Origin of the sequence: Microbacterium sp. LCT-H2, from assembly GCF_001866135.1 — a bacterium.
Classification (GTDB): domain Bacteria; phylum Actinomycetota; class Actinomycetes; order Actinomycetales; family Microbacteriaceae; genus Microbacterium.
The window spans coordinates 69,545-86,213 of record NZ_MODW01000002.1 but is presented as its reverse complement, the minus strand read 5'-3'; the positions used below and the strand labels follow the sequence as shown (position 1 = coordinate 86,213).

Annotated in this window: 18 protein-coding genes; 11 read left to right on the top strand and 7 right to left on the bottom strand. The window is 70.7% G+C overall.

The window, feature by feature from the left end; genetic code table 11:
* Positions 1-9 precede the first annotated feature (9 nt).
* The 6 genes from xseA (at position 10) to BK819_RS04840 (ending at position 5,388) form a co-directional block, all read left to right on the top strand.
* Entirely contained in the window at positions 10-1,287 is a 1,278-nt protein-coding gene (gene xseA / locus BK819_RS04865) for an exodeoxyribonuclease VII large subunit (protein ID WP_071328160.1), read from the top strand.
* Between the two features lie 36 nt (positions 1,288-1,323).
* A complete protein-coding gene (locus BK819_RS04860; RefSeq protein ID WP_062633571.1) occupies positions 1,324-1,557 on the top strand; it encodes an exodeoxyribonuclease VII small subunit in 234 nt (77 codons plus the stop codon).
* Positions 1,554-2,198 carry a DUF4245 family protein gene (locus tag BK819_RS04855; RefSeq protein WP_071328159.1) on the top strand — a complete coding sequence of 215 codons (645 nt, stop codon included), beginning with the start codon at positions 1,554-1,556 and terminating at the stop codon, positions 2,196-2,198. Before BK819_RS04860 ends, BK819_RS04855 begins: the two co-directional genes overlap by 4 nt.
* Positions 2,195-2,869: a carbonic anhydrase gene (locus BK819_RS04850; protein ID WP_025103947.1), complete on the top strand. Its 675-nt coding sequence runs from the start codon at positions 2,195-2,197 to the stop codon at positions 2,867-2,869. The genes BK819_RS04855 and BK819_RS04850 overlap by 4 nt, the downstream gene beginning before the upstream one ends.
* On the top strand, positions 2,866-4,260 hold the full coding sequence (locus BK819_RS04845) for an aspartate ammonia-lyase (protein ID WP_071328158.1): 1,395 nt from the start codon (positions 2,866-2,868) through the stop codon (positions 4,258-4,260). Before BK819_RS04850 ends, BK819_RS04845 begins: the two co-directional genes overlap by 4 nt.
* A gap of 291 nt (positions 4,261-4,551) precedes the next feature.
* A complete protein-coding gene (locus BK819_RS04840; protein ID WP_083391665.1) occupies positions 4,552-5,388 on the top strand; it encodes a type IV toxin-antitoxin system AbiEi family antitoxin domain-containing protein in 837 nt (278 codons plus the stop codon).
* 285 nt (positions 5,389-5,673) lie between these two features.
* Here BK819_RS04840 and BK819_RS04835 read toward each other — a convergent pair whose 3' ends face one another.
* The 3 genes from BK819_RS04835 to BK819_RS04825 form a co-directional block, all read right to left on the bottom strand.
* Positions 5,674-7,056: a PhoH family protein gene (locus BK819_RS04835; protein ID WP_071328157.1), complete on the bottom strand. Its 1,383-nt coding sequence runs from the start codon at positions 7,054-7,056 to the stop codon at positions 5,674-5,676.
* 158 nt (positions 7,057-7,214) lie between these two features.
* Positions 7,215-8,345, bottom strand: coding sequence for an aminotransferase class V-fold PLP-dependent enzyme (locus BK819_RS04830; protein ID WP_071328156.1), 1,131 nt, complete (start codon positions 8,343-8,345; stop codon positions 7,215-7,217).
* Positions 8,346-8,379: 34 nt separating this feature from the next.
* A complete protein-coding gene (locus BK819_RS04825) occupies positions 8,380-9,159 on the bottom strand; it encodes an isoprenyl transferase (protein WP_025103942.1) in 780 nt (259 codons plus the stop codon).
* Between the two features lie 96 nt (positions 9,160-9,255).
* Here BK819_RS04825 and BK819_RS04820 point away from each other — a divergent pair, with 96 nt between their 5' ends.
* The gene (locus tag BK819_RS04820) at positions 9,256-9,987 is read left to right on the top strand and encodes a hemolysin III family protein (protein ID WP_071328155.1); all 732 of its coding nucleotides are present in this window, start codon (positions 9,256-9,258) and stop codon (positions 9,985-9,987) included.
* Positions 9,988-9,994: 7 nt separating this feature from the next.
* On the opposite strand, the gene BK819_RS04815 is transcribed toward BK819_RS04820, so the two are convergent.
* The gene (locus BK819_RS04815; RefSeq protein WP_071328154.1) at positions 9,995-10,282 is read right to left on the bottom strand and encodes a hypothetical protein; all 288 of its coding nucleotides are present in this window, start codon (positions 10,280-10,282) and stop codon (positions 9,995-9,997) included.
* Positions 10,283-10,350: 68 nt separating this feature from the next.
* Here BK819_RS04815 and BK819_RS04810 point away from each other — a divergent pair, with 68 nt between their 5' ends.
* Positions 10,351-10,737 (top strand): DUF4307 domain-containing protein, encoded by a 387-nt coding sequence (locus tag BK819_RS04810; protein WP_060922683.1) that lies wholly within the window; start codon positions 10,351-10,353, stop codon positions 10,735-10,737.
* Positions 10,738-10,834: 97 nt separating this feature from the next.
* Complete coding sequence (gene greA, locus BK819_RS04805; protein ID WP_025103938.1) at positions 10,835-11,326, top strand: transcription elongation factor GreA; 492 nt, start codon at positions 10,835-10,837, stop codon at positions 11,324-11,326.
* A 60-nt stretch (positions 11,327-11,386) separates the two neighbouring features.
* Here greA and ilvA read toward each other — a convergent pair whose 3' ends face one another.
* Together ilvA and BK819_RS04795 are read right to left on the bottom strand one after the other, a co-directional pair.
* Positions 11,387-12,616 (bottom strand): threonine ammonia-lyase, encoded by a 1,230-nt coding sequence (gene ilvA / locus BK819_RS04800; protein ID WP_071328153.1) that lies wholly within the window; start codon positions 12,614-12,616, stop codon positions 11,387-11,389.
* The gene (locus tag BK819_RS04795) at positions 12,613-13,809 is read right to left on the bottom strand and encodes an AI-2E family transporter (protein ID WP_083391664.1); all 1,197 of its coding nucleotides are present in this window, start codon (positions 13,807-13,809) and stop codon (positions 12,613-12,615) included. Before BK819_RS04795 ends, ilvA begins: the two co-directional genes overlap by 4 nt.
* 85 nt (positions 13,810-13,894) lie before the next feature.
* On the opposite strand from BK819_RS04795, the gene BK819_RS04790 reads away from it, so the two are divergent.
* The gene (locus BK819_RS04790) at positions 13,895-15,154 is read left to right on the top strand and encodes a winged helix-turn-helix domain-containing protein (protein ID WP_071328152.1); all 1,260 of its coding nucleotides are present in this window, start codon (positions 13,895-13,897) and stop codon (positions 15,152-15,154) included.
* Positions 15,151-16,050, top strand: a complete 900-nt coding sequence (locus tag BK819_RS04785; RefSeq protein ID WP_071328151.1) for a hypothetical protein — start codon at positions 15,151-15,153, stop codon at positions 16,048-16,050. Before BK819_RS04790 ends, BK819_RS04785 begins: the two co-directional genes overlap by 4 nt.
* Before the next feature lie 9 nt (positions 16,051-16,059).
* Here the strand turns inward: BK819_RS04785 and BK819_RS04780 are convergent, their stop codons facing one another.
* Positions 16,060-16,626, bottom strand: a complete 567-nt coding sequence (locus BK819_RS04780; RefSeq protein WP_071328150.1) for a LemA family protein — start codon at positions 16,624-16,626, stop codon at positions 16,060-16,062.
* Between the last annotated feature and the right edge of the window lie 43 nt (positions 16,627-16,669).

Genomic DNA, 16,669 nt, shown 5'->3' with positions numbered 1-16,669 from the left:
CGGGAGCAGATGACAGTCTTCGAAGCGACGACGGGACCGGGAGAGACGCCGCCGGCGGATGCCGTCGCCCCGCGCGACTCCACGGCGCAGGCGCCGACCTCGGTCGCGCGGCTGAACGCCACCATCCGCGACTTCGTCGCACGGTGGAACACGGTGTGGGTCGAGGGCGAGATCACCTCCTGGAACGTCCGCGCCGGCAACGTCTTCGCCCGCCTCAAGGACACCCGCTCCGATGCACAGATCTCCATCCGGGTCTGGTCGAGCGTGCGCGGCCGCATCCCCGCCGACCTGGGCGTGGGCGATCACGTCGTCGCCGCCGTCAAGGCCGACTACTTCGTGCGCTCCGGAGACTTCAGCTTCGCGGTCTCGGCCATGAAGCATGTCGGACTGGGCGACCAGCTCGAACGGTTGGAACGGCTGCGCGTGCAGCTCCGCCAGGAGGGCCTCTTCGATCCCGCCCGCAAGAAGCGGCTGCCGTTCCTCCCCCACGTCATCGGCCTCATCACCGGTGAGCGCTCCGACGCCGAGAAGGACGTCCACCGCAACGCCGAGCTGCGCTGGCCGCAGGTGCGATTCAAGACCGCGTACGCCGCGGTGCAGGGCGATCGCTGCGTGCCGGACACCTTGGCGGCTCTCGCCCGCTTGGACGCCGATCCCGAGGTCGACGTCATCATCATCGCGCGCGGCGGCGGCGACCCGCAGACACTCCTCGGCTTCAGCGACGAACGCCTCGTCCGAGCCGTGGCCGCCGCCTCCACACCGGTGGTCAGCGCCATCGGCCATGAGAACGACCACCCCCTCCTCGACGACGTCGCCGACCTGCGCGCCTCGACGCCGACCGATGCCGCCAAGCGTGTCGTCCCCGACGTCGGGGAGCAGCGCGCACTCATCGCGCAACTGCGGTCCCGGGCCACCACCCGCCTCACGCAGCGCCTCACACACGACATGGCCCAGCTTGAGCAGCTGCGGTCCCGGCCGGTGCTGCGCTCGCCCGATCCGATCATCGACAGCCGCGCGCAGGAGACCTTCCTGCTTCTCGCCCGCGGTCGCGACGCGGTCGCCCGGCAGCTCGACGACGCCGGCCGGCGGACGAGCGAACTGCGCGCCTCGCTACGCGCCCTCTCCCCCGCCGCCACTCTGGCCCGCGGCTACGCCATCGCCCACCTCGAAGGCGGCGTGATCCTCCGCGACGCGGCGGACGCCCCTGCGGGCAGCGCGCTCACCCTCACGGTGGACCGAGGGTCGCTCGCGGTTCGCTCGGAGGGCGAGATCGCGGAAGGCGCCTGAGCGGGCGGCGTCCGGGGCACGACGTAGGATGGAGGAGTGAGCGCCGTGAACGACACCCCCGTGGACACGCTGTCGTTCGAGGCGGCCCGTGACGAGCTCGTCCGGGTCGTCGCCGAGCTCGAACAGGGGGCGCCCACCCTCGAGCACTCGCTGGCGCTCTGGGAGCGTGGCGAGGCCCTGGCCGCCCGCTGCGAGGAGTGGCTGCTCGGCGCGAAGCGTCGTCTCGAGGCTGCACGCACCGCCACCCCCGACGAGAGCGACGCGTCATGAGCAAGGGTCCCGCGATCAATGCCGACCTCGGTCGACCGGAGACGCCGGACGAGACCGCGGCACGCAAGGCCGCGTCGAGCAAGGCCTACCGGTCGAGCCAGACGGTCCGCAACCTCGTCGCCGCGCTCGTGGTGACCCTCGCGGTCGTCGTCGTCATCATCGCGCTCGTCCCCCGGGGCGAGCCGGTCGCCGCGAAGCCGATCGACGTGGCCGCCATCGCCGCGGACGTGGAGTCGTCCATGGGCAGCCCGGCGATCGTCCCCGACACGGACGAGTTCTGGCGAGTGAACGCGGCCGAGCTCCAGAGCGGAGCCCCCGTGGTCTGGGAGGTCACCCTCGCGCCTGCGGCACAGGACGAGCGCGGGTTCATCAAGCTCGCCCAGGCCTTCGATGCCGATGCCTCCTGGGCCCCGCAGCGGCTGAACGGCGTCGCCCCGACCGACACCGTGCGTATCGGCGGTCTGGAGTGGGACGTCTATCGGCCCGGGTCCGCCGGCGCGGAGGCGAACGTCACCTACGCCCTCGGCACCCAGGCCGGCGACGACTACGTGCTTCTCTACGGCTCCCGCTCGGCCGACTCCACCGCCGAGCTCGCGGAGTCGCTCATCCCCCAGATCCGCACCGTCTCGGAGGCCCGATGACCCACCCGCTGACCCCCGCCGCCGCCTGGAAGCAGATGCAGGACGGCAACCGTCGCTTCGTCCGCGACGAGCCCCAGCACCCGAACCAGAACGTCGACCGCCGCAAGGACCTCACCGCGGCGCAGCACCCCGTCGCGACGCTCTTCGGCTGCTCGGACTCTCGTCTCGCCGCCGAGATCATCTTCGACCTCGGCCTCGGCGACCTCTTCGTGGTGCGCAACGCCGGGCAGGTGATCGGCGAGTCGATCGTGGCGAGCCTGGAGTACGCGGTCGCCGTTCTCGAGGTCCCGCTCATCGTGGTCCTCGCGCACGACTCCTGTGGTGCGGTGCGCGCCGCCATCGACGGCACCGCCATCGACGCGGACCCGCTCCCCCCGCACATCTGGAAGCTCATCGCGCCGATCGTCCCGGCCGCCCGCAAGGTGCTCGCGGAGAGCGGCGGCGGCACGGTGGCCGACATCGATGCGGAGCTCGTCGGACGCGAGCACCTTCGCAACACCGTCAACGACCTGCTGCAGTCGTCCGAGATCATCAGCAACGCCGTCGCCGAAGGCCGTCTCGGCATCGTCGGCGCCAACTACCGTCTGGCCGAGGGTGAGGCAGCGCCCGTCATCACGGTCGGCATCGAAGCCGAGGGGATCGACCCCGCAACCAAGGAGGGTTCGGAATGACCGACACCGAGTACCGCATCGAACACGACACCATGGGTGAGGTGCGAGTGCCCGTGAACGCGCTCTACGGGGCGCAGACGCAGCGCGCCGTGGAGAACTTCCCGATCTCCGGCAAGGCCCTGGAGTCCACGCAGATCGCCGCACTCGCGCGCATCAAGAAGGCCGCCGCGCTGGCGAACAAGGAGCTCGGCACGCTCGACGGCGCCATCGCCGACGCGATCGCCCAGGCCGCCGACCAGGTCGCCGCAGGCAGCCACGACGGCGAGTTCCCCGTCGACACCTACCAGACCGGCTCCGGCACATCGTCGAACATGAACATGAACGAGGTCCTGGCGACGCTCGCAAGCCGCATCCTCGGCTCGACCGTGCACCCCAACGACCACGTGAACGCCTCGCAGTCGTCGAACGACGTGTTCCCCACCTCGGTGCACATCGCGGTCACCCAGGCGCTCATCGACACCCTGATCCCCGCGCTCGACCACCTCGCCGTTGCGCTCGAGGCCAAGGCGGAGCTCTGGAAGGACGCGGTCAAGTCCGGCCGCACGCACCTCATGGATGCGACGCCCGTCACGCTCGGCCAGGAGTTCGGCGGCTACGCCCGTCAGATCCGCCTGGGCATCGAGCGCGTGCAGTCGGCGCTCCCCCGCGTGGCCGAGGTACCGCTGGGCGGCACCGCTGTCGGCACCGGCATCAACACGCCGCTCGGCTTCCCGCAGAAGGTCATCGAGCTGCTGGCCGCCGAGACCGAGCTGCCCATCACCGAGGCGAAGGACCACTTCGAGGCGCAGGCGAACCGCGATGGTCTCGTCGAGGCCTCCGGTGCGCTCCGCACGATCGCCGTGTCGCTCACGAAGATCAACAACGACCTGCGCTGGATGGGTTCCGGCCCCAACACCGGTCTCGGCGAGCTGCACATCCCCGACCTGCAGCCCGGTTCCTCGATCATGCCGGGCAAGGTGAACCCCGTCGTTCCCGAGGCCGTGCTCATGGTGTGCGCGCGCGTCATCGGCAACGACGCCACGGTCGCCTGGGCTGGCGCCTCCGGGTCGTTCGAGCTGAACGTCGCCATCCCGGTCATGGGCACCGCGCTGCTCGAGTCGATCCGTCTGCTGTCGAACGCCTCCCGGGTGCTCGCCGACAAGACGATCGACGGCCTGCAGGCGAACCTCGACCGCGCCGCCGCCTTCGCGGGCATGAGCCCGTCGATCGTGACGCCGCTGAACAAGCTGATCGGCTACGAGGCCGCAGCCAAGATCGCGAAGCACTCGGTGGCGAAGGGCATCACGGTGCGCGACGCCGTGATCGACCTCGGCTACGTCGAGCGCGGCGAGCTGACGCTGGAGCAGCTCGACGAGAAGCTCGACCTCCTGTCGATGACCCACCCGGGCTGATCCACGCCTGACACGGATGCCGCGGGGACCTCGGTCCTCGCGGCATCCGTCGTCTCCGCCCCCGTCCCGTCCCGTCCCCCGTCTCGGCCAGGATCCGGGCTCCGTCCGTCGCGGTTCCTGCCTCGGATGCACGACCACGTTCCGCCCGCACGTCGGAATCCTCAGATCAGGACTGCCCGCGGCTCCGGATCGTGCAGGCGACTCCTCCTCCACGAGTCCCCGGACACCCCGACTCATCCCCACGACGCCCCTCCTGCCCCGTGGAGACACCGGAGGACGCAGAATCAGCGGATGCTCGATCCTGTCTCGACCCTCACTCGTCTCGGAGGCATCGCCCGTGGGCGCGACCTCGGGGCTTTCGGAATCCCGCGCTCCGCGTTGTCGCGCGCGGTGCGCGCCGGCCGGATCCGTCGGGTCCGCTCCGGGGTGTTCGCCACCCACGACACCGACGCGACCGTACTCGCGGCAGCTGCCCATGGTGGAGCCATCAGTTGCGGCACCGCGCTGCGCGCCCACGGAGTCTGGGTGCTGTCGGAGAGCGATGCGCCGCACGTGTGGCTCGGTCGCAACGGCCGCGCGCACCCGCACATCGAGTGCCGGTGCATCCCGCATCATTTCGAGGGACGCACCCGGTTCGGCATCGTGTCTGTCGAGGACGCGCTTCGGCATCTGCACGTGTGCGAGGGTGACGAGGCCTTCTTCGTGTCCTTCGAGTCGGCCTGGCGGCAGGGACTGATCGGGCGGGCAGCGCGAGACCGGATCCGCGCCGCGCTGCCGCGGTCCGCCCGCTGGCTCGTGGACCTCGCTCGTCCTGACGCGGACAGCGGCCTGGAATCCCTCCTGCGCCTCCGTCTCCACATCCTCGGCGTGCAGCTCACGACGCAGGTCACGATCTCCGGTGTCGGCCGCGTCGACTTCGTTGTCGACGGTCGACTCATCATCGAAGTCGACGGCCGCGAGCACCACGGTGCCCCGGCGATGCGCCACCGCGACCTCGCCCGTGATGCCGTCGCATCGCGACTCGGGTACGAGACGCTGCGCTTCGATTACGCCCAGGTCGTGCACGACTGGCCCACGGTTCAGGCTGCGATCGAAGGCGCCCTCCGTCGAGCCCACGACCGCATCTGACGTCTGATCCCGCCCTCACGAACCCGGTTCCGCATGCACGACTCCGTTCCACCCGCACGACCCCTCGGCCCGCAGCGGCCGGCCGACGGTGCAGGACCGTGCAGGTGTCGCTACCGACGTCCGAGGGCCCGCGGCACGGATGCACGAGCCCGACACGGATGCACGATCGGAGCGGCCAGTGGGGCCCACGGGCGGGATGAGGTCGTGCGGGCGGGGCACGGTCGTGCAGCGGGACGAGGTCGTGCGGGCGGGCCCGGATCGTGCAACCGGGCCCGCCGGCGCGGGTCAGCTGAGTTCGCCGCCCTCCAGGAGGTCGGTGACGAGGGCGGCGATGGCGGAGCGCTCCGAGCGGGTCAGGGTGACGTGGCCGAAGAGGCCGTGTCCTTTGAGGGTCTCGATGACGCTGGCGATGCCATCGTGGCGACCGACGCGGAGGTTGTCGCGCTGCCCGACGTCGTGGGTGAGGATCACGCGGGAGTTCTGCCCCATGCGGCTGAGCACCGTGAGCAGCACGTTCCGCTCCAGGGACTGCGCCTCGTCCACGATCACGAAGGCATCGTGCAGGGACCGCCCACGGATGTGGGTGAGGGGCATCACCTCGAGGAGTCCGCGTTCCACGACCTCGTCGATGACGTTCCCCGAGACCACGGAGCCGAGGGTGTCGTACACCGCCTGACCCCAGGGGTTCATCTTCTCGCCCTGGTCGCCCGGGAGGTATCCGAGCTCCTGGCCACCTACGGCGAACAGCGGACGGAAGACGATGATCTTCTTCTGCTGCTGCCGCTCCAGCACGGCCTCCAGACCCGCGCACAGTGCGAGCGCCGACTTGCCGGTGCCCGCGCGCCCGCCCAGGGACACGATGCCCACCTCGGGGTCGAGGAGCAGGTCGATCGCGATGCGCTGCTCGGCGGAGCGCCCGTGCATGCCGAAGATGTCCCGGTCACCGCGGACGAGCCGGAACTCCCCGTCGCCGGTCACCCGACCGAGAGCCGACCCGCGCTCCGAGTGGATGATGAGGCCCGTGTTGAGGGGAAGCCCGTGCACGTCCTCGCTGAGCCCGACCTCGCTCTCGTAGAGGTCGCTGATGTCGTCGCCGGAGAGATCGAGCGTGGCGATGCCGGTCCAGCCCGAGTCCACGGCCTGCTCGGCGAGGTACTCCTCGGCGCGGAGCCCCAGGGACGCGGCCTTCACCCGCATCGGGAGGTCCTTCGACACGATGGTCACGTCCTGGCCGTCCTGCGCGAGGTGCATGGCCACGGAGAGGATGCGGCTGTCGTTGTCGCTGAGGCGGATCCCCGCGGGGAGCACCGAGAGGTCGGCGTTGCCGAGCTCGACGCGGAGGGTGCCGCCCTCGCCGACCTCCACCGGGAAGTCGAGTCGACCGTGCTCGACGCGCAGGTCGTCGAGGTGGCGCAGCGCCTGGCGGGCGAAGTACCCGATCTCCGGGTCGTGCCGCTTGCCCTCGAGTTCGGTGATGACGACCACCGGGAGCACCACGGAATGCTCCGCGAACCGGAAGAGCGCCTGCGGATCGCTCAGCAGGACCGAGGTGTCGAGGACGTAGGTGCGCAGATCCTGATCCGGTTCTGCGGCCGCGGCCTGACTCGGCGTCTGACGGGTGGACTGCTGCGCGGTGCTGGTGGACTGCTGCGCTGTACGTGTGGTCACGACCCACTCCCGACCCGGGGATTCCCGGCTATGCGAACGAGTCGACCAGGGGGTCACGAGTCGCGAACCTGAGGCCGACCCGACCGGGCGCCTTGCCCGATGCCTTGACGGTACGGCCGCTCAGGGGTTTTCCACGGACTCGACACGCCAGCGATTCGTTACGGGACGATGAACGATTCCTTGCCGAACGCGCCCAGGGTCTCGTCGAGCAGGGCGAGCGTCTCGGCGTCGGTTCCGGCGTGCGGCGCGATGCGGATGGATCCGCCCCGAGCGGTGACGACGAGTCCGGCGTTGGCGAGAGCCGCGGCGAGCCGCGCCGGTTCCTCCGGTGCGAGGGCGACGATCCCCGCGCGCTCGGTGCGCTCGCGCGGGGAGGCGACGACGATCCCGTGGCGGTCGGCCGTGGCGATCACCGCGTCCACGTGCGCGGACAGCCGCTCCTCGATCGCCGCGACCCCGGCATCCCTGACGTCCCGAGCGCCGATCGCGAGCCGGCCGGCGGCGAGCGTGTCCGGCATGCTGATCGTGTAGGCCCGCGCGTCCGGTGCCGGGGCGGGCAGCTCGTCGACGACCAGCCCGCTCGCCGCCGTCCCGGTGATCCCGGAGAGCACGGGCGAGATGCGCTCGCGTGCGTACGGCGAGAACCACGCGAACCCGGTGCCCCGGCCCGCGCGCAGCCATTTGTAGCCGTGCCCGACGACGACGTCCGCGACGCTGTAGTCGGCGTCGATCACGCCGAAGGACTGCACGGCGTCGACGATGAGGAGACGGTCGGGGCCGAGGACGTCCCGCAGCGCGGCGAGATCGGCCCGATAGCCGGTGCGGAAGTCGACGTGGCTGACGGCGAGCGCCACGACATCGTCGTCGAGGACGGCAGCGACGGCGTCGGGGGTGACCCGTCCGTCGTCGGGCGTGATCCAGCGCGGCGTGACCGCGTGGTCGGACGCCGCCGCCGCGCGCTCCAGGGTGAGGCTCACGCTCGGGAACTCCGCGGTGCTCGCGACGACCGCGCCGGAGATCCCGTAGAGCGCGTGCATGAGGCCGTGGGTCGACGACGGCTGCAGCGTGACGTCCGCGGCATCGGCTCCGAGGAGCTCGGCGACGACCTCCTGCGCCTGTCCGATCCGCTCTCCCACGAGCGCCAGGGACGACGGCCGGCCACTGCCGAGGAGGTCCGCGTCCGCGAAGACCTCGGCGCGGACCGACGGGGACACAGGGCCGAATGCCGCCCAGTTCAGGTACCCTGGCTCCGCGTCGAAGGTGCCGAGGTAGTCGTCGAAAGTGCTCACTGCGTCATTGTGACACGCGCCCGCACCCCTCGGATCAGCGACCGAAGCGGCGGTCGCGGTCGGCGTAGTCGCGGATCGCGCGGAGGAAGTCGACCTGTCGCAGATCGGGCCCGAGCGCCTCGACGAAGTAGAACTCGCTGTGCGCGCTCTGCCACAGCAGGAAGTCGCTGAGCCGCTGCTCGCCGCTCGTGCGGATCACGAGGTCGGGATCCGGCTGGCCGCCCGTGTAGAGGTGCTCCCCGATCATCTCCGGAGTGAGCTGCGCCGCGAGGTCCTCCAGCGTGCCGCCCGACGCCTCGTGTGTGGTGATGATGCTGCGCACCGCGTCGACGATCTCGTTCCGGCCGCCGTACCCGACCGCGAGGTTCACGTGCAGCCCGGTGTGGTCCTTCGTCCGCTCCTCCGCATCGGCGAGCACGCGCGCCAGCTCCGCCGGGAGGATGTCGGAGCGGCCGACGTGCTTGACCCGCCAGTTCCCCTTCTGGGACAGCGCCTCGGCGAGCTCCGCGATGATCTCGATGAGGTCGGCGAGCTCGGCCGAGTCCCGTTTGCGGAGGTTGTCGCTGGAGAGGAGGTAGAGCGAGACCACACGCACCCCGAGTTCGTCGCACCAGCCGAGGAACTCCTGCATCTTGGCGGCGCCTGCACGGTGCCCTTCGGCTGGGGTGTCGAATCCGAGCTGTCGCGCCCATCGGCGGTTGCCGTCGATCATCATGGCGACGTGGTGCGGAACGGAGGCCGGATCGAGGTGGCGGCGCAGCCGGCTGGTGTACAGCCGGTACAGCGGTCCCCGCCCCGGGCTCTCGCGTGACATCACCCACCTACGCTACCCTGCCCCGCTCTTCCGCGTCGGTGCAGAACCTGGGGACATGTACGGGGACGGGCATGCGCTCCCACCTAGAGTGAGCACGTGAGCACTTCCGACCAGACCGGCGCCGACCTCCCGAAGCTGCCGCTGCTCGAAGCGGCGGCCGTCGACGCGGCGGCCGAGATCAAACCGACCTGGCGCGGGTGGATCCACGCCGGCACGTTCCCCGTCGCGATCGCCGCAGGCATCGTCCTCATCGCCGTATCCCAGGGGGCGGCGGCGAAGTGGGCGGCGGCGGTCTTCATGGCCACCTCGTTGCTGCTGTTCGGGAACTCCGCCGTGTACCACCGCTTCAACTGGCGCCCCCGGGTGAAGGGCATCCTCAAGCGGATCGACCATGCGAACATCCTGCTGCTCATCGCCGGCACGTACACGCCGCTCGCCACCCTGGCGCTGCCGCCGGAGAAGGGCGTTCTGCTGCTGACCCTGGTCTGGAGCGGAGCCCTGCTCGGCATCCTCTTCCGGGTGTTCTGGATCCATGCGCCGCGCTGGCTCTACGTCGCGCTGTATCTGCTGCTCGGCTGGGCCGCGGTGATGTACATCGTCGACCTGCTCGACGCCAACGTGGCCATGATGGTCCTCGTGATCGTCGGCGGTCTGCTCTACACGGGCGGCGCCATCGTCTACGCGCTGAAGAAGCCGAACCCGTGGCCGGGACACTTCGGCTTCCACGAGATCTTCCACGTGTGCACGGTCCTGGCCTTCCTCTGCCACTGGACCGCGTGCCTGCTGATCGCCCTGCACCCGCTGTCGCCGTCGCTCGGCGCGCCCTGAGCGGCGGTCAGCGCTCGCGCGGCTCCTCGTCGGGCGCGGCGGGCGCTTCCGGTGCGGTGCGGCCCTGGTCCTGGGCGTCTCCGGCGGCGCGGGCGGCCTCCTCCGCGTCGAGCTCCTCGCGCACCTCTTCGCGGTACCGCACCCGGCGGATCCGGCGGTTCATGTCCCAGATCAACAGGATCACGGCGACGAGCACGATGACGATCACCGCGAAGCCGGCGAAGCCCGGCGTGACCGACTCCGGGGCCACCGTCATCGACGGTGTCGGCATCGGGGTCTCGGAGAGGAAGCGCATGAATCGGCCTTTCGTACGCAGGTCGCATAACCTGGTATCACCAGCCTAACGACCGGAAGACCCCACCTGTGACGACCGCCCTCCAGCTCGACGAACGCTACGGCCGCACCCGACGCCGTCGGTGGCCGTGGTTCCTCGCCGGGGCCGTCGCGCTCCTCCTCCTCGCCGCCCTCGCGTGGTCCATCGTCGGCCAGTCGCTGAGCGCGGTCGACGCCGATGATCTGGGCTTCGAGCTCGTGGACGAGCACGCCGTCGACGTGCGCTTCCAGGTGACCGGCGTCCAGGGCAAGGACGTCGTGTGCGTGCTCGAAGCCCTCGACGAGGAGTTCGGCGTCGTGGGCTGGAAGATCGTGGAGATCCCGGCCGGAGATGCCCATGCGCTCACCCGCGCGGAGCGCATCCCGACCGTCGCGGAGGCGACGACAGGTTTGGTGAACACCTGCTGGGTCGCCTAGACTGATGCCAGACAGACGACGCCCCGGCACCGTGCCGGGGCGTCTTGGCATATCCCCCGCGGCATCTCGGCGGGATCCCGATAGAAGGAGCTTCGTCATGTCCACCGATGCTCAGGTCCCCTTCCTCACGCAGGAAGCCTACGACCGGCTCGTCGCCGAGCTGGAACACCTCTCCACCGTCGGTCGCGACGAGATCGCCAAGCGCATCGAGGCGGCCCGCGAGGAGGGCGACCTCAAGGAGAACGGCGGCTACCACGCGGCGAAGGACGAGCAGGGCAAGCAGGAGGCGCGCATCCGCACCCTGGAAGCGCTGCTGAAGACCGCCAAGGTCGGCGAGGCCCCTGCCAGCCGGGGCATCGTCGAGCCGGGCACCGTCGTGACCGCGATCGTCGCGGGCGGCGAAGAGGTCTTCCTCCTCGGCAGCCGCGAGATCGCCGCCGCCGGCAGCGACCTCGACGTCTACAGCGAGGCCAGCCCGCTGGGCCAGGCGATCCTCGGCCTCAAGGTCGGCGAGTCCTCGTCGTACGAGGCGCCGAACGGCCGCTCGATCAGCGTCGAGATCGTGAAGGTGGAGACCTACACGGGCTGACGCCCCTCACGAGACACCCCCTCGACCGCCACGGTCGAGGGGGTGTCTCGCGTCCGGGGGTCAGTCCTGGACGACGATGGGTGCGAAGCCGGCGCGACGGAGGGTGTCGAGCGTGTGGGCCGAGTGGTCCGCCCCACGGGTCTCGACACTGAGCTCGAGGATGACCTCGCTGATCTGCAGTCCGTGGCCGTGACGGGTGTGCATCGCCTCGATGACGTTCGCTCCCGCCTCCGCGATGAGTTCGGACACGCGGGCGAGCTGACCGGGGCGATCGGGCAGCGGGATGCGGATCGTGAGATACCGTCCGGAGGCGGCGAGGCCGTGCGACACCACGCGTTGCAGCAGGAGCGGGTCGATGTTGCCGCCGGACAGCACGGCCATCGTCGTGCCGGTCGCCGACACGCGTCCGGAGAGGAGAGCGGCGACCCCCGCGGCGCCGGCGGGTTCCACGACGACCTTGGCCTGCTCCAGGAGGACGAGCATGGCGCGCGCGAGGTCGTCGTCGGAGACGGTGACGACCTCGTCGACGAGGTCCTTGATGATCTCGAACGGCACGGCCCCGGGGCGGGCGACGAGGATGCCGTCGGCGATGGTGGGGCGCGTGACGATGTCGACCGGTTCCCCGGCTGCCAGCGACGGCGGCACCGCGGCCGCGTTCTCCGCCTGCACGCCGATCACGCGGATCGTCCGCCCGAGCTCGGCGGCCTTGGCCTTGATCGCGGCGGCGACGCCGGCAATCAGCCCTCCGCCGCCGATGCCGAGGACCACGGTGTCGATCTCGGGCGCATCCTCCAGTAGCTCCAGGCCGAGGGTGCCCTGCCCGATCACGATGTCACGGTGGTCGAACGGATGGATGAGCACGGCGCCGGTGCGCTCGGCGAACTCGGCGGCCAGGCGCAGCGACGTGGCGACGGTCTCCCCCTCGAGCACCACCTCGGCCCCGTAGCCGCGGGTGGCGAGGAGTTTCGGCACGGGGACCCCGAGCGGCATGAAGATCGTCGCCGGGATGCCGAGCGCCTGAGCGGCCAGAGCGACGCCCTGCGCATGGTTGCCGGCCGAGGCCGCCACGACCCCGCGGGAGCGCTCCTCCGCGCTGAGACGGGAGAGCCGGTAGGTCGCCCCGCGGATCTTGAAGGAACCCGTGCGCTGCAGGTTCTCCATCTTCAGCAGCACCGGGGCGCCGAGCGCGTCGGACAGCGCCCGGGAGGGCAGCGTCGGGGTGTGCGAGATCACCTCAGCCAGACTTCGAGCCGCGTCCTGGAACTCGGTCAGGCTGGGGACTGCGCTCATCGATTCCTCCGTCTCCGCTCGCGCGGAACTGTGCTCCAGATCAGGTCTCCGCTCGGCCCGACGCCGGTGCGCCAGGATCCCGAGCTGATGGTCACCGCCGCCACGTTCACGAACGCGGCCAGCGGGACGGCGAACAGGGCACCGGGGATGCCCGCGATCATCGCGCCGCCCGCGACCACGAGGACGACGGCGAGGGGGTGCACCTTGACGGCGGAACCCATCATGATCGGCTGCAGGATGTGGCCTTCGATCTGCTGCACGGCCAGCACGACGACGAGCATCCAGAGGGCGATCCACGGCCCGTTGTAGACCAGGGCGAGGAAGACGGCCACGGCACCGGTCACGACCGCACCGACGATCGGGATGAACGAGCCGAGGAAGACGAGCACGGCGACGGGCAGCGCGAGCGGGACCTGGAGCAGGAACGCGCCGAGGCCGATGCCGATCGCGTCGATCGTCGCCACGAACAGCTGCGTCCTGGCGTAGTTGACGATCGTCGTCCAGCCGTTGCGCGCGGCGCCGTCGACAGCGGGGCGGGCCTTCCGCGGGAAGATCCGCAGCGTCCAGCGCCAGATGCCCGCACCGTCGGCCAGGAGGCAGATGAGGATGAACAGCGACAGCAGCGCGCCGGTGGCCACGTGCCCGACGGTGGTCCCGATCGCGAGGGCCCCCGTCCAGAGGACCTGCGCCTGCTCGCTGATGAAGTCGAGGCCCTGCTGCAGGTAGTTCGCGATCTGCGTGTCTGACAGGTTCAGCGGACCGTCGTGCAGCCACACCTGGAACTGGTCGAAGGCCTCGGTCGTGCGCTGCTGCACGTCCGGGAGCTGGGCGCGCACCTGCCAGACCACGAGCCACATCAGTCCGGTGACGATGGCGATCGTGCCGATGAGCGAGACAGCGATCGCGAGCCAGCGCGGGAAGCCGCGGCGCAGCATCCAGGAGAACGCCGGCCACAGCAGGGCGGTGATCAGGATCCCCACCATCAGCGGGATGACGAGGAGCTTGAGCAGCATCACCAGCCAGATGAAGACGCCGGCCGCGGCCGCGATGAGCAGCAGGCGCCAGGCGTAGCTCGCCGTGATGCGCAGGGGCAGCGGCACCGCCTCGTCGGCTTCGGTGGTCACGGTCCGATCGGTCACCACGGGGCGCGGACGGAACAGATCGCGCAGCCGGGGTCGCTGGTCCTCGCTCATCGCCTCAGTCTACGGTCATGCCGTATGCCGCTCGACGCATCTTGCGCTCTCCGACGATGTCGGAGAGCGAGGATACGCTGGCGGCGTGACCGACACCCTCAGTCCCGCCCAGGCGCGCCGCATCGCCCTCGCTGCCCAGGGCTTCACCCGCGCCCGTCCGGCCACCGTCTCCGGTCGCCATCTGCACCGCGTGATGGAGCGGCTCGGCGTGCTGCAGATCGACTCGGTCAACGTGTTCGCCCGGTCGCACTACCTTCCCCTGTTCTCCCGGCTCGGCGCCTACGATCCGGCGCTTCTCGACCGCCTCTTCCTCTCTCGCACGACGCACTATGTGGAGTACCTCGCCCACGAGGCGACCTTCATCCCCGTCGAGGACTGGCCGCTGTGGCGGTTCCGCATGGACGACTTCCGGCGGCGCTGGTCCGCGGAGGACTCCTGGCTCCGCACGAACGCCCGGACGGTGCAGTGGGTGCAGGACGAGCTCCGTGCGCGGGGACCGCTCCGCCCGGTCGATCTCCGTGCCGACGCCCCACGCGAGCGCGGCACCTGGTGGGACTGGGACGAGGTCAAGCTCGCCCTCGAGCATCTGTGGCGCACGGGAGACGTGGCGGTGAGCGGGCGCCGGGGATTCGAGCGCACCTACGCCCTCGCCGAGCAGGTCATCCCCGACGGCATCCGGTCCCGTGAGATCCCGCGCGAGGACGCCATCCGCGAGCTCGTCCGGCGCGCCGCGCGGTCGAGCGGCGTCGGGACGGCGGCCGACCTGGCCGACTACTACCGCCTCCGCGACCGTGCCGCGGTGACCGGAGCGATCGCCGATCTCGTCGACGCGGGCGACGTGCACCCCGTGACCGTCCGCGGCTGGGAGCGCGGCGGTCGGCCCCTGCCCGCCTGGCGGCATCGCGACGCGGTTCTTCCGCGCCGGGTCGAGACCGCCGCCCTGTTGACCCCGTTCGATCCCGTGGTGTGGTTCCGGGAACGTGCGCTGCGGGCGTTCGAACTCGACTACCGCATCGAGATCTACGTGCCGGCAGCGAAGCGCCGCTACGGCTACTACTCGCTGCCCGTGCTCGTCGGCGACCGGATTGTGGCGCGGGTCGACCTCAAGGCGGACCGCGGCACGTCCACGCTGCAGGTGCAGTCGGCATGGTGGGAGCCGCAGGCGCGTCCCGGCGACGCCGAGGCGATCGCGGCGGAGCTCCTGCGCGCCGCGCGGTGGCAGGGTCTCGACCAGGTGTCGGTCTCCGGATGGGGCGATGCGACCGCCGCCGTCCACACCGCACTCACCGCCACCGCCCCGGACACGGTGCGTCGCCATGTCCACGTCCGGGAGGGCGTCGCGTGAGCCATCGTCGATGGTGGCTCCTGGGCGGGCTCGTCGCGGCCGTCGCTGTCGCGGGGGCGGTGTGGTGGGGACTGTCCGCGCTCCGCTCGCCCACGGCGGAGGAGGCGGCGCTGGCCTATCTCCACGCGCTGGAGTCGGGCGATCCGGAGGCGGTCGCGGCGACCGGGACCAGGGCGTCCGACGCCGCCCTCACCGCGTTCGCCGGAGCGACGTCGACCATCCAGGATGCCGAGGTCACCGATGTCCGCGAGGGGGACGGTGGCGCGTCCGCGACGGTGCGCTTCCGGCTCGACGGAGACGAGCACGAGGCGGACCTCCGACTGACGCCGGGCATCGGCGGGTGGGTCGTCGATGACTCCGGCCTCGGCGCCCTCCGCTCCACGACCACGATCGGGACGGCGGTGCAGGTCGGCGATGCGGTCCTCCCGGTGGAGCAAGACGCCGCGCTGCTCCCTGGCGTGTACCCCGTGACGGCCGCACCTCGGACGCTGCTGACGGGTACGGCCGAGGTTGTCGTGCTCCCCGGGGATGACGCCACCGCGGGCGTGACCGCCGAGCTCCGGCCCGAGGCGACGGAGGCTGCGCAGACCCAGCTGGAGGCCTACCTGACGAGCTGCACCGCCGACGGCACCGTGGTCCCCGAGAACTGCGGCGTGCGGATCCCGTGGGGGACGGAATTCCGAGAGATCTCCGACATCGCGTTCCGTGTCGAGCGGTTCCCCGCGGTGCTGCTCACCCCGACGGCGTTCACCGCGGACGACGGCATCCTCGAAGCGACCGTGACCGGCACCGGCCAGGACGGCGCCGCGCGCACGGTCACCTATCGCAGCACCGCGTGGAGCGTGCGCGGAGGCGTGGACGTCACCGCAGACGAACTCGCCCTCACGGTGTGGTGAGGGCGAGGATCAGAACTGCACGCGCGGCGGCTCCGAGATGGCGCCGCTGTCGGCGACCTCGAAGAACTCGCGCTCGGTGAAGCCGAGTCCCTTGGCGAAGAGGTTGTTGGGGAACACCTTGATCTTCGTGTTCAGCTCGCGCACGCCGCCGTTGTAGAAGCGTCGCGCCGCCTGGATCTTGTCCTCGGTGTCGACGAGGGCCTGCTGCAGCTGGAGGAAGTTCTGGCTGGCCTGCAGCTGCGGGTAGGCCTCGGCGACGGCGAAGAGGCTGCGCAGCGCCTGCTGCAGGTGGCCTTCAGCGATCCCCGCCTCACCGGGACTGCCGGCAGAGAGAGTCTCGGCACGGGCGCGGGTGACGTTCTCGAACACGGCTTTCTCGTGCGCGGCATAGCCCTTGACCGTCTCGATGAGGTTCGGGATGAGGTCGGCTCGACGCTTGAGCTGTACCGTGATGCCGCTCCAGGCTTCGTCCACACGGACGTTCAGCTGCACCAGCGAGTTGTATGTCGCCCAGAGATACACGCCGACGAGCAGGATCACCCCGACGACGATCAGTACCGGCACGAGCCATTCCATCAGTGCCCCACCCTTTCCCGTATTTCTCTCATCCTAGACGCGG